Source organism: Achromobacter sp. FW305-C-28 (assembly GCF_058783235.1).
The window spans coordinates 1-12,964 of the sequence record NZ_JBYSYL010000013.1 but is presented as its reverse complement, the minus strand read 5'-3'; the positions used below and the strand labels follow the sequence as shown (position 1 = coordinate 12,964).

General features: G+C 67.9%; 9 protein-coding genes. 4 read left to right on the top strand and 5 right to left on the bottom strand.

Going from position 1 to position 12,964, the window contains the following annotated elements:
* Positions 1 to 2: 2 nt before the first annotated feature.
* The gene (locus AC3WMR_RS25430; protein ID WP_492266088.1) at positions 3 to 1,433 is read right to left on the bottom strand and encodes a circularly permuted type 2 ATP-grasp protein; all 1,431 of its coding nucleotides are present in this window, start codon (positions 1,431 to 1,433) and stop codon (positions 3 to 5) included.
* A gap of 411 nt (positions 1,434 to 1,844) precedes the next feature.
* Positions 1,845 to 2,519 carry a 5-formyltetrahydrofolate cyclo-ligase gene (locus AC3WMR_RS25425; protein ID WP_492266089.1) on the bottom strand — a complete coding sequence of 225 codons (675 nt, stop codon included), beginning with the start codon at positions 2,517 to 2,519 and terminating at the stop codon, positions 1,845 to 1,847.
* A gap of 111 nt (positions 2,520 to 2,630) precedes the next feature.
* Between AC3WMR_RS25425 and AC3WMR_RS25420 the strand changes: the two genes are divergently transcribed.
* The gene (locus AC3WMR_RS25420) at positions 2,631 to 4,778 is read left to right on the top strand and encodes a lytic transglycosylase domain-containing protein (RefSeq protein WP_492266090.1); all 2,148 of its coding nucleotides are present in this window, start codon (positions 2,631 to 2,633) and stop codon (positions 4,776 to 4,778) included.
* Entirely contained in the window at positions 4,775 to 5,878 is a 1,104-nt protein-coding gene (locus AC3WMR_RS25415) for a tRNA nucleotidyltransferase/poly(A) polymerase-related protein (RefSeq protein ID WP_492266091.1), read from the top strand. Before AC3WMR_RS25420 ends, AC3WMR_RS25415 begins: the two co-directional genes overlap by 4 nt.
* Before the next feature lie 83 nt (positions 5,879 to 5,961).
* On the opposite strand, the gene AC3WMR_RS25410 is transcribed toward AC3WMR_RS25415, so the two are convergent.
* The 3 genes from AC3WMR_RS25410 to AC3WMR_RS25400 all read right to left on the bottom strand — a co-directional run bounded on the left by AC3WMR_RS25410 (position 5,962) and on the right by AC3WMR_RS25400 (position 10,102).
* A complete protein-coding gene (locus AC3WMR_RS25410; protein WP_492266092.1) occupies positions 5,962 to 7,149 on the bottom strand; it encodes a class I SAM-dependent methyltransferase in 1,188 nt (395 codons plus the stop codon).
* A 125-nt stretch (positions 7,150 to 7,274) separates the two neighbouring features.
* Positions 7,275 to 9,062, bottom strand: coding sequence for a DEAD/DEAH box helicase (locus AC3WMR_RS25405; protein WP_492266093.1), 1,788 nt, complete (start codon positions 9,060 to 9,062; stop codon positions 7,275 to 7,277).
* Between the two features lie 278 nt (positions 9,063 to 9,340).
* Positions 9,341 to 10,102: a uracil-DNA glycosylase gene (locus tag AC3WMR_RS25400; RefSeq protein WP_492266094.1), complete on the bottom strand. Its 762-nt coding sequence runs from the start codon at positions 10,100 to 10,102 to the stop codon at positions 9,341 to 9,343.
* Between the two features lie 371 nt (positions 10,103 to 10,473).
* On the opposite strand from AC3WMR_RS25400, the gene AC3WMR_RS25395 reads away from it, so the two are divergent.
* Positions 10,474 to 12,114, top strand: coding sequence for a ShlB/FhaC/HecB family hemolysin secretion/activation protein (locus AC3WMR_RS25395; RefSeq protein WP_492266095.1), 1,641 nt, complete (start codon positions 10,474 to 10,476; stop codon positions 12,112 to 12,114).
* Positions 12,115 to 12,248: 134 nt separating this feature from the next.
* Positions 12,249 to 12,964, top strand: a 716-nt coding sequence (locus tag AC3WMR_RS25390) for a filamentous hemagglutinin N-terminal domain-containing protein (RefSeq protein WP_492266096.1), incomplete at its 3' end; no start/stop codon positions are given.

Sequence of the window (12,964 nt, the reverse complement as noted above, 5' to 3'; positions counted from 1 at the left end):
CGTTATTCCTCCAGAACCCAGGTGTCCTTGGTGCCGCCGCCCTGGCTGCTGTTGACCACCAGCGAGCCTTCGGTCAGCGCCACGCGGCACAGGCCGCCGGGCACGGTGCGGATGTCCTTGCCGCACAGCACGTACGGCCGCAGGTCGACGTGGCGCGGCGCCACGCCCGACTCGACATAGGTGGGCACGGTGGACAGCGCCAGCGTAGGCTGCGCGATGTAGTTGGACGGGTTGGCGCGCACGCGGTCCTTGAAGGCTTCGACCTCGGCGCGCGAGGCCGACGGCCCCACCAGCATGCCGTAGCCGCCGGCGCCGTGCACTTCCTTGACCACCAGTTCGTGCATGTTGGCCATCACGTGGGACAGCTCTTCGGGACGACCGCAGCGCCAGGTCGGCACGTTCGACAGGATCGGCTCTTCGCTCAGGTAGAAGCGGATCATGTCCGGCACATACAGGTAGGTGGATTTGTCGTCGGCAATGCCCGTGCCGATGGCGTTGGCCAGCGTCACGCGGCCGGCGCGGTACACCGACAGCAGGCCGGGCACGCCCAGCGCCGAATCGGCCCGGAACGACAGCGGATCCAGGAAGTCGTCGTCCAGCCGGCGGTAGATCACGTCGACCTTGCGCGGCCCCTGCGTGGTGCGCATGTACACCGTGTTCTGTTCCACGAACAGGTCCTGGCCTTCGACCAGCTCCACGCCCATCTGCTGCGCCAGGAAGGCGTGCTCGAAATAGGCCGAGTTGTACATGCCCGGCGTCAGCACCACCACGGTCGGGTCGTCGCCGCCGTGCGGCGCCACTTCGCGCAGGTTGTCCAGCAACAGGTCGGGGTAGTGCGCGACGGGTTCGACCTTGATGCGGCTGAAGGCATCGGGCATCAGACGCATCGACATCTTGCGGTTTTCCAGCATGTAGGACACGCCGGACGGCACCCGCAGGTTGTCTTCCAGCACATAGAATTCGCCGGCGCCGGCTCGCACGATGTCCACGCCCGCGATGTGGCAGTAGATGTCCTCGGCCACGTCCACGTCCTGCATTTCGGGGCGGTACTGGGCGTTCAGGAACACCTGTTCGGCCGGCACGATGCCGGCGCGCACGATGTCGTGGCCGTGGTAGATGTCGTGGATGAACATGTTCAGCGCGCGTACGCGCTGCTTCAGGCCGGCTTCCAGGCGGCGCCATTCGTCGGCGGGAATGATCCGCGGGATCATGTCGAAGGGAATCAGGCGTTCGGTGCCGGCCGCGTCGCCGGCCACCGAAAAGGTGATGCCGACCCGGCGAAAGCTCAGGTCGGCTTCCAGGCGGCGCGCCGCCATGGCTTCCGCGGATTGCTCGTCGTGCCAGCGCTCGAAGGCCTGGTAATGGGAGCGTATGCCGCCTGCGCTGTCGCGCATCTCGTCATAGGCGGCTGGACGGGATGGTCTGTCCTTCATGGCTCCTCCGTTGCAGATACTGACGGCCGGCTTGGGCGCGGCCGTTATCCGGTCGGTGCAGACCGGTCTGAATGAACAAGCAACCCGCATGCCAGCTTTGCGCGGACAAACGGGGCCGCCCTTGGGGAAGAATATCCTCCCCTGGGCCTTGTGTGGCTAGCCCCCGGGGAAACGACAGGCGCCCGGGGCGTGGCGAGGGGCGGTCGAGGCGGCCGGGCAAGGTCCCGGCGCGGAGGGCGTGGTGGGTTCGTGACACCGCCGTGGGGGAAAACCGCGGGCGGGGGATGAGCGACGGGCGTGCCGTGCTGGGGGGCGGGGGCCTAGCCTGGGTGAGGCTCTGGCCGGAAATATCAGGGTCAGATAATAGGGCTTGCACCAGGTTGGTGCAAGCTCCGGAGCAACTCTGGTGCGTCAGCGCAGCGTGTAGCTGTGCAGGAGGGCGCCGCCCTGGCCGGGTTCCTGTTGCGGGGCATGCGGCACCCAGCCGTCCGGGGTGATCACCGCGTCCAGGCGGAAATCATGGGCGGCCGGCAGGTAGCCGGGGTCCAGTTCGCCGCAGCTCCAGGCCACGCCGATGGTGGTGAAGGCGTGGCCGCGGTCGCGTAGCGCGGCCAGGGTGCGGTCGTAATAGCCGCCGCCATAGCCCAGGCGGTCGCCGGATTCGGTGTAGCCCAGCGTGGGCACCAGCAGCACGTCGGGCAATACCTCGGCGCCGTGCACGGGTTCCTGGATGCCATAGGGGCCGGCGCGCAGCTCGGCGTCCGGCGTCCAGGGCAGGAACACCAGGGGGGCGTTGCGCTCGCGCACCACGGGCAGCGCCACCTTCACGCCGTTGTCGGTCCATTGTTCCAGCAGGGGGCGCAGGTCGGGCTCGTCGTCCATGGGCCAGAAGGCGGCCACCGTGGCCGGCGCCGGGCGGCCGGCGCGCACGGCTTCGTCGCGCGCCACGTTGAGCCAGGTGAACAGGCGTGCGCGCATCAGCAAACCGCCGCGGCTGCGTTGATCTTCGGGCAGTTCGGCACGCAATTTCCGCAATCGCGTGCGTAGCTGGACTGCGGTATCCTCTGGAGTATTTTGCGTAGTCATGCGGTAGCTGTAACAGGGGTGAAAAATGAAGGCGACAATGCGGATCAGCGATAACACCAACAAACGCGCGCACCATTGCGCGGACCCGCAAGCCGCTGGCAAGGCCGGCGCATGAAGCACACGCCCAACGACCTGGCCATGGCCCCGGCCTCGCAATTCGGACGGTATCAGAAATCCGCCGGGAAATCCGCGCAGGCCGCCGACGCGCGCGCAGGGCTGCGCCGCTGGTTGCCGCTGCTGGCCTTGTTCACCGCGGCCTGTGCGCCGGTCGACGCCCAGCAACGCACTGCCGCGGTCAACCCGCAGCCCCAGCCTGCCGTGCAGACCCCGCAGCCGGCCATCGCCGTGCCGCCGGCCGTGCTGGCCGGCCTGCCGCCCACCAGCGACACGCCCGCGCTGGCCGCCGTGGTGGCCGCGCGCGAAGCCATGAACCGCAAGCAATGGTCGGTGCTGGGCGCGCTGGTGCCGCAAGCCAAGTCCGATCCGCTGGGCATGTACCCCGAATACTGGCTGCTGCGCTACCAGCTCTGGAGCCCACCCGCAGGGGGCCGGCCGACCGCCGACCTGCAGAAGTTCATCAATGGCAATCCCGACGCCTACCTGGCCGACCGCCTGCGCGCCGACTGGCTGCTGGCCGCCGCGCGCAGCGGCGACTTCGAAACCGTGCGCAAGCTCGCGCCCGTCAAGAACACCAACGCCCAGGTCGAATGCGCCATCCTGGACGCCAAGCACATGACCGGCCAGCGCGCCACGGCCGCCCAGGCCATCGCCGCCTTTGCGCCGGGCGGCGCCTGCTGGGCGCTGTACGACCAACTGGTGGCCGATCGCATCCTGGGCTGGGACGAACTCGAACCCCAGCTGCGCGACGCCATCGAGGCCAACAAGACCACCGATGCCCGCAAGTTCGTGCAGTACATGTTCGAGCCGCGCGACCAGAAGACCTACGACGTCCTTATCAAGGACCCGATGCGCTGGCTGACGCGGCAAGACCGCCTGCCGGTGGGCCGCAACGAAAAAGAGCTGGTCACCATCGCGCTGGCGCGCCTGGCGCGTTCCGACATCAACGTCGCCGATTCCTATCTGCGGCGCGAATGGGCCAAGTCCATGGCCAAGTCGAATCTGGCCTGGATCCGCGGCCAGTACGCGCTGGTGGCCGCGCTGAACCTGGATAGCCGCGCCGACGACTGGTACCACGAAGCCGGCCATATCCGCATGACCGACTACAACGCCGGCTGGAAGGTGCGCGCCGCGCTGCGCCAGCCCAAGATCGACTGGAAGTGGGTCATCGAGTCCATCGACCAGATGCCCGCCGCGCAGCAAGCGGATCCGTCGTGGGTCTACTGGAAGGCGCGTGGCATGGCCGCCACCGGCCGCCGCGACCAGGCCAACGCCGCCTACGCCAGCATCGCCGACCGCTTCGATTTCTACGGCCAGCTGTCGGCCGAAGAACTGGGCCGGCGCATCACCGTGCCCCCGCGCCCCACGCCCGTCAGCGACCGCGAAATCGCCGAGGCTCGCGCCAACCCCGGCCTGCGCCGCGCCGTGCAGCTGTTCCGCCTGGGCTGGCGCCAGGAAGCCGTGCCCGAATGGAACTTCGCGCTGCGCGGCATGACCGACCGCCAGCTGATCGCCGCGGCCGAACTGGCCCGCGCCGAAAACATCTACGACCGAGTGGTCAACACCTCCGACCGCACCGAAAAGGAATTCGACTTCAGCCAGCGCTTCATCGCGCCCTTCGAAGGCCGCGTCACCGCCAAGGCCAACGCCATTGCGCTGGACCCGGCCTGGGTCTACGGCCTGATCCGCCAGGAATCGCGTTTCATCATGGATGCGCGCTCGCACGTGGGTGCCTCGGGCCTGATGCAGCTGATGCCGGCCACGGCCAAGTGGGTTGCCGGCAAGATCGGCATGAGCAACTTCACACCCGACAGCGTCAACGATTTCGACACCAACACCGAGCTGGGCACCAACTACCTGAACATGGTGCTGCGTGACCTGAACGGCTCGCAGATGCTGGCCAGCGCCGGCTACAACGCCGGGCCGCGCCGGCCGCACAACTGGCGTTCGACCTTCACGCACCCCGTCGAAGGCGCGATCTTTGCCGAAACCATCCCGTTCAACGAAACGCGCACCTACGTCAAGAACGTGATGTCCAACGCGGTCTATTACGCCGCCATGTTCAGCGGCCAGTCGCAGTCCCTGAAAGAGCGCCTGGGCAACATCGTGCCGCTGGGCGCCGAAACCACCAACTTGCCATGACGCAGGACGCGGCAACGCAAGGGTTGCAGGTCTATATCGTGGGCGGCGCGGTGCGTGATGCGCTGCTTGGCCTGACGCCTGGCGATCACGACTGGGTGGTCGTGGGCGCCACGCCCGAAGACATGGCGCGGCGCGGCTTCATTCCGGTGGGCGGTGACTTTCCGGTGTTCCTGCACCCGGTCACCAAAGAGGAATACGCGCTGGCGCGCACCGAACGCAAATCGGGGCGCGGCTACAAGGGCTTTACCTTCTACACCGGCGCCGACGTCACGCTCGAAGAAGACCTGCGCCGCCGCGACCTGACCGTCAATGCCATCGCGCAGCGTCCGGATGGCACGCTGGTCGACCCCCTGCGCGGCGCGGCCGACGTGCAGGCGCGCGTGTTCCGCCACGTGGGCGAGGCGTTCGAGGAAGACCCGGTGCGCATCCTGCGCCTGGCCCGCTTCACCGCGCGCTTTGCCGATTTCAGCGTGGCGCCCGAAACCCTGGAACTGTGCCGCCGCATGGTCCAGGCCGGCGAGGCCGACGCCCTGGTGGCCGAGCGCGTCTGGAAAGAACTGTCGCGTGGCCTGATGGCCGCCGCGCCGTCGCGCATGCTCGACATCCTGCGCCAATCTGGCGCGCTGGCGCGCGTCATGCCTGAATTGCAGGGCTCGGAAACCACCGGCGCCGACATCGACCGCGCCGTTTCGCCAGGCCTGGCGCTGCCGGGCCGCTATGCGCTGCTGTGCCGGCTGTCGCCCGAGCGCGAAGCCCTGGGCCGGCGCCTGCGCGTGCCGGCCGAATGTAACGACTACGCGCGTTTGCTGCCCGAGATGCTGGCGGGGCTGGATGCCGCGCAGGCGGCTGGCGCGGACGCCGCCGATGCACGATTGGCGCTGATGGAACGCGCCGACGCGCTGCGCAAGCCCGAACGCTTTTTCGATCTGCTGGATACCGTGGCGGTGTTGCAGCCGGTGGACCGTGATGCCTGGCGCGCCCGTGTGGAGGCCGTGCGCGGCGTGGATGCCGGCGCTATCGCCCGGGGCTGCGCGGGCGACCCTGCGCGTATCAAACAAAGCGTGCGCGAGGCACGCTTGCAGCGGTTACGCGCGGGTTGATGGCGGGTGCGTGACGCCGGCCGGCGCGCAATGCGGGCTTGGCGGCGCTTGCCCTGCAAGCGCTTGGTCGCCGGTCCGGCGCCTTACAGCTTGCCCAGCCGGTCACCGCGGGCAAAGCCGATCAGCGGCTCCGTCATGCCTCGGCCCACCGCCAGCACCTTGAACAGCTCGCCCATCTCGGCCTCCGACAGCAGTTTCTGCACCGGCGCCACCGCCTGCGCATAGGCTTGCGCATCCGAGGGGTCCAGCTGCGCCAGCAGTTCCATCAGGCCCGCGTTCATCAGGAAGCGTGCCTGCGAGGTATAGCCCAGCACTTGCAGCCCGGCCGCCATCGCGGCGTCCGCCATGGCGGTGAAATCCACGTGCGCGGTGATGTCCTGCAGCCCGGGCGCGGTGAAGGGATCGCCGTGTGCATGATGACGCAGGTGGCACATCAGCGTGCCGCCCGCGCGTTGCGGGTGGTAGTACTCGCTGCGCGGAAAACCGTAGTCCACCAGCAGCGCGGCGCCCTGTTCCAGCCAGCCACCCAGCCCATCGATCCAGGCTTCGCCCTGCAGATTGATTTCGGACACGTAGCCGGAAAGCGCCGGCATGCGCGCTTGCACCGCGGCGGCCAGACGCGGCGAAGCCGGGCGGTCTTCCCACACGAAGCCTTGTGCCGCGTCCACGGCCACGCCGCGTTCCAGCACGGCGCCATCGGCGCCCCAGGTGAAGAGCGATACCGGCATCGCGTCCAGCACTTCATTGGCCAGCACGCAGCCGCGGAAACGCTGCGGCAGCGCATCCAGCCATTGCACCCGCGCGCCGAACGGCGCCAGCCGTTCGGCCTGGCGTGCGCGCAGGTCGGCCGACACTTCCAGGATCAGGTATTGCGTGTCCGTCAGCCCCAACGCGTCCAACTCGCGCAGCACGCCTTCGGCCAGCGCTCCGGTGCCGGCGCCGAATTCCAGCACGTGGTGCGTATCGGTCTGGCGCAGCACCTGCGCCACCTGGCGCGCCAAGGTGCGCGCGAACAAGGGCGTCAGCTGCGGCGCGGTGACGAAGTCGCCGGCAGGTGTGCGGCCATCGGCCTCGGGTTCGGCCAGCTTCACGTTACCCGCCGCGTAATAGCCCAGCCCGGGGGCGTACAGCGCTTCCGCCATCCAGTGGTCAAACGGCAGCCAGCCCGAAGCGGCGGCGATCGCGGCACGCAGGTGTGCGCTGGCGGCATCGCTGTGTGCCTGGGCGGCGGGGGAAAGCGGGGGCAGATTGGCAGGGGCGGGGCGTTGCATGGCAGGAATCAGGACGTCGGGGCAATCACGCATTTTCCCAAAAAACAAACCCCGCGACAGGCGCGGGGTTGGCTTGGGGGAAATCGACAGGCCGCCAGGCGGCTGGTCGATATGCCGATCAGGGCTTAGCCGCGGCGGTCGCCGGCCGGCTTGGCGAAGCGCTTGGCGGGGCCGCCGGGGCGCTTGTCGAACGTGGGCTTGCCGCGGAAGCCGCCTTCCGGACGGTCGCCGCCACGGAAGCCGCCTTCGCGCTGCGGACGGTCGCCAAAGCTGGGGCGATCGCTGAAGCTGGGACGGGCATCACGGTCGGCGCCGCGGAAACCGCCTTCACGCGGAGCGCGTTCGTTGAACGGACGCGGATCGCGCTGGGGGCGGTCGCCAAAGCTGGGACGGTCGCTGAAGCTGGGGCGCGAATCACGGTCGGCGCCACGGAAGCCGCCTTCACGCTGGGGGCGATCACCGAAGGGACGATTGCCCTGGTAGCCGCCTTCGCGTTGGGGGCGGTCGCCGAAGCTGGGGCGATCGCTGAACGAGCGGGCCGGGCGATCGCCGAAGGGGCGATTGCCTTGGTAGCCGCCTTCGCGCGGGGCGCCGTCGCGGGCGCCTTGGTAACCGCCTTCACGCGGCTTGAACTCGCCACGCGGGCCGCCGAACGAACGGCCTTCACGCGAGCCGCCGTCCCGGTTGCCTTGGTAACCGCCGCCGAAACCGCCGGGGCGCTTGCCGAAAGGCTTGCCGCCGCGCGGCGCAGCGCCGGTCGACGGACGCGGGGTGCGCTTGGGTTCCAGGCCGGCAATCACTTCAGGGTTGATCGATTGGCCGATGTAGTGCTCGATGCGGCGAACCTTGTGGCGCTCGGAGTGCGTGGCCAGCGTGAACGCCAGGCCGTTGCGGCCGGCGCGGCCGGTACGGCCGATACGGTGCACGTAGTCTTCGGCTTGCATCGGCAGGTCGAAGTTGACGGCGTGGCTGATGCCTTGCACGTCGATGCCGCGGGCGGCCACGTCGGTCGCAACCAGAATACGCAGCTGGCCGCGTTGCAGTTGCGACAGCGTGCGGGTGCGTTGGCGCTGGTTCATGTCGCCGTGCAGGGCAGCGGCGGCAAAGCCTTGGTCGGCCAGGCGGTCGGCCAGGTCGTCAGCGCCGCGCTTGGTCGACGTGAAGACAATGGCCTGGTCCAGCGAGGCGTCGCGCAGCACGTGGTCCAGCAGCTGCATCTTGTGGCTGGCGTCGTCCGCGTACAGCAGGCTTTGCGTGATGTTGGTGTGCTTTTCCTTGGAGCCGGCCATCTCGATACGCTGCGGGTCGCGCATCATGCGCGCCGCCAGCTTGGCGATGGTGCCGTCCAGGGTGGCCGAGAACAGCAGCGTCTGGCGTTCCGCGGGCAGGCGGCTGACGATGGTCTCGATATCTTCGATGAAGCCCATGTCCAGCATGCGGTCGGCTTCGTCCAGCACCAGCGTGTGCACGGTGTTGAGCTTGACGCGGCCCGACTGCAGGTGGTCGATCAGGCGGCCCGGGGTGGCGACCAGCACGTCAACGCGACGCGACAGGGCCTTCAGTTGGGCGCCGTAGGGCATGCCGCCCACGACGGTGGCGGTGCGCAGGTCGGCCAGCTTGCGGCCATAGGTGGCGGTGGCTTCGGTGACTTGCAGAGCCAGTTCGCGGGTCGGGGTCAGCACCAGCACTTGCACGCCGACGCCCTTGTTGGCGGGCATCTGGGCAATGCGGTGCAGGGCCGGCAGCATGAAGGCGGCGGTCTTGCCGCTGCCCGTCTGCGAGGACACCATCAGGTCGTGGCCGGCCAGCGCTTGCGGAATGGCCGACGCTTGAACGGGGGTGGGGGTGCTGAAGCCAGCTTCTTGAACGGCCGACAACAGGGCGGGTGCGAGACCCAGGGTTTCGAAAGACATTACTTTCCCTTGCCGCGAAAAATGCGACGCAGTGCTTGGTCGGGCCAGGGGATTAGGCGGCCGGATCCAGGCGACGGTTGATGGAGCATCGTGCCGACCGAATCAACCGTGCGCGTGGCGCGTTCTCTTGATACTGCTTGGAACGCAGGGCGAAAGGAAAGGAGGTCAGGAATCGATGATGTTCGGCATGGGGCTCGGGCTTGGTTGCCCGGCAGACTGCTAAAACTTCCGCTAAATCAAGGCGGTAAATGCCGAACTCGTTTTGTGCAGTGCGGCGATCATAACCCGAATTCGCCCTGCATGGGAATTATTTTTTTGTCCAGCGCCCAATCAATAGGGTTTTTCCCTTGGTCGACCAGCCAGCGGTTGGTCGCCAGAAAGTGCCCGCAACCCAGGAACGGCACCGGGGGACGCCGGGCGGAAAGCGGCGAGGGGTGGTTGGACATCAACACCAGGTGGCCGCTGTTGCTGGGTAGCAACGCCTGCTTGGCCTGGGCATGGGCGCCCCATAGCAAAAACGCCTTGGGCGAGGGGTCTTGCGCCACCCGCGCGATCAACGCGTCCGTCACCGTTTCCCAGCCGCGCTTGGCGTGGGACGCCGGCTGACCGTCTTCCACCGTGAGTGCGGTGTTCAGCAGCAGCACGCCCTGGTCGGCCCAGGGGCTCAGGTCATTGCCGGCGGGCAGCGCCGTGCCGGGGTATTCCTGGGCGATCTCATTGAAGATGTTGCGCAGGCTGGGCGGGCGCTTGCAGTCGTCCGGCACCGAAAACGCCAACCCCTGCGCCTGGCCGGGCCCGTGATACGGGTCTTGCCCCAGGATCACCACCCGCACATCCGACGGCGCCAGCCCGTGCAGCGCCCGAAACGGCGTGGCCGGATATACCACCGCCCCTTCAGCCAGCCGCTTTTCCACGTGGGCGGTCACGGTATGCAGGGCGTCGGCCACGCGCGGGGCGTTTAGCGCCGCCTGCCAGGCGGCGGGCAATTGCGCCGTTTGGGCGGCGAGGGCGGAAGGAAGCAGTCGGTTGTCGGTCGGCATGGGCGCGATTTTGGCACAGCCCCCGGGACGGTGCAGGCAGGCAACGTCAAGACGCCCTGAACATTTTCAGAAAGATCCAATGGCAGCCAGCCGGACCTCCCATTAAGTTATCGGGGCAGTCATCTGTTACGAAACATGTATCTCTATATGGGGCGTCGTCGCCAATGTATGCCGGATCATTCGTCAACAAACGGCATAAATTGAGATTTGCGCTTAATTAGTCCGGCTTTCTTCCGTTATAGGGAGAAACCAGTCATTTCAATAAGAAACAAGTGCATAAGTTCACACTGCGAAGCCGCCTCCGGCAGAGGCGCCTTCCCGGGCTGCCGTTGTCTGCTGTATTGGTGGCCTATTTCATCGGTTTATCTCCCGTGTCTGCGCAGACTCCGCCTGCGGAGGCGGCCGCGCGCGCCAGCGACATCCAACGCCGCCAGGAACAGGAACTGGACGCCCAACGCGCTCGCGCCGCCGAGCGGCCAGACGTGCTGTCCACGCCCGCCGCGCCCGCAGCGGGACAAGGGCCGCTGACCTTCCCAGCCGAATCGCCCTGCTTCACGCTGGGTCATATTGTCTGGGACGGCCCAGAACCGCCCGACTGGTTGCGCCTTGAAAGCGAAGCCGCCCTGAGCCAGTGCGTCGGCGGCCAGGGCCTGCGCCTGCTGCAAGAGCACCTGATGGCCCGGCTGATCGACCGCGGCCTGATCACCGCGCGCGTGCTGGTGCCCGAGCAATCGCTGGCCAGCGGCACCCTGACCCTGCGTTACGTGCCCGGCCGCATCTCCGGCGTGAAAAGCGAAGGCGCGCCCGGCTGGTGGCGCATGGCCCTGCCCACCGGGCCCGGCGGCAGCGTCAACCAGCGCGACCTGGATCAGGCCCTGGAAAATATCCGCCGCCTGGCCGGCCAGGCCGACGCCAGCATCGACGTGGCCCCCGGCCCCGAGCTGGGCGAGTCCGACATCCTCATCAAGCCCGGCACCGGCAAGCGCTGGCACGCCTACGTTGGCGGCGACAACGCCGGCCTGGAATCCACCGGCAAGAACCAGATCAACGCCGGCCTCACGCTGGATTCGCCGCTGTTCCTGTACGACCAGTTGTCGGCGTCCTGGAACAGCAACGCCGACCTGCGCAACAGTGACGCCGGCTCGCGCGCGGCGTCCATCAACTACAGCATCCCGTTCGGCTACTGGACCCTGTTTGCCGGGGCCAGCAAATCGCGCTACCGCCAGACCGTGGCCGGCTTCGAAGCGCCCATCGTCTACGGCGGCACCAGCAAGCAGGTCGAGGCCGGCGTGTCCGTCGTGCCGTACCGCGGCGCCAGCTACAAGGGCACCGCCGTGCTCAAGTTCCTGCGCAAGCGCGCCAACAGCACGCTTAACGACGTCGACATCGAAGTGCAGCGACGCGACGTGGTCGGCTACGAATTCAGCTACGGCCACCGGCACTACGTCGACCAAATGGTGCTGGACATCGGCGGCGGCGTGCGCGGCACCCTGCCGCAGTTCTCCAACCAATCCGGCTACGTCTATGGCGATCCCGATTGGAACGGCCGCAGCACGCTCTTGTCCGCCAACGCCGGCCTGTACCTGCCATTCAAGGTGGCAGGCCAGCAGATGGCCTACCAAGCCAACTGGCAGATCCAGCACGCCAAGACCCCCGTCGTGCCCGCCGACTATTTCACCATCGGCAACCGCTACGCGGTGCGCGGCTTTGACGGCCAGATGACCCTGGCTGCCGAGGACGGCTGGACGCTGCGCAACGACCTGTCGCTGAACTTGGGCAATCTGGGCCAGCAACTCTATACCGGCCTGGACGCCGGTCGCGTCGGCGGTCCGTCCGCGCAATACCTGACCGGCCGCACCCTGGTCGGCGCCGTCGCCGGTCTGCGCGGGCGCATCGCCATGCCCTATGTCAGCGCCAGCTACGACCTGTCGGCCGGCTGGCCCCTGAAAAAGCCCGACAACCTGAAAACCCAAAGCACGGTCTTCGCCGCCACGCTGATGTTCGAGTTCTAAGCCCGGGCGGCGCCTGGCGTGCCGCCTGCCGCATGACGTGCCGCGACCCGAGTCGCGCCACAAGTCGCTGCACACATTGCTCTGCGGGTTGCCTCGCCATGGGTCGACCCACCTCTACCGAGATTCGCCACGCTATGTCCAAGCTTCGCTCCGCAGTTCTCTGGTTGGTCCTCTACACGCAGATCTGGACGCCCGTCTTGGCGCAGACCTTGCCGATTTCGGTGGACCAGAACGTGGCCGGGCAGAAGCCCGTGGTGGGCGTGGCGGGCGGCGTGCCGGTGGTCAACATCGCGCCGCCCTCGGCCGGTGGGGTGTCCAACAACCGCTACACGCAGTTCAACGTCGGGCCGTCCGGCGTGGTGCTCAATAACAGCGGCGCGGCCAGCCAGACGCAAGTGGCGGGGCAAGTGGCGGGTAACCCCATGCTGGGCAACCAGCGCGCCAGCACCATCCTGAACCAGGTCACCGCACCCAACCCGTCGCAGCTGGGCGGGATGCTGGAAGTGGCCGGCAACCGCGCCAACGTCATCGTCGCCAACCCGGCCGGCATCACCTGCAACGGCTGCGGCTTCTTGAACGCCAACCGCGCCACGCTCACCACCGGCAAGCCGGTCGTCGGGCCGGACGGCACGCTGGGCTTTGACATCGCCAGTGGCCGCCTGGCCATCGAAGGCGCGGGTCTGTACGGCGCCAATCTCAGTCAACTGGACCTGCTGGCGCGTACGCTGGAGTTGAACGCCCAGGTCTGGGCAGACCGCCTGAACGTGGTGGCGGGGCCGGCGCGGGTGGGCTACGAAGGTATCGACGTGTCGGCCCTGACCGGCGCTGGTGCTACGACTGGCGTATCCAT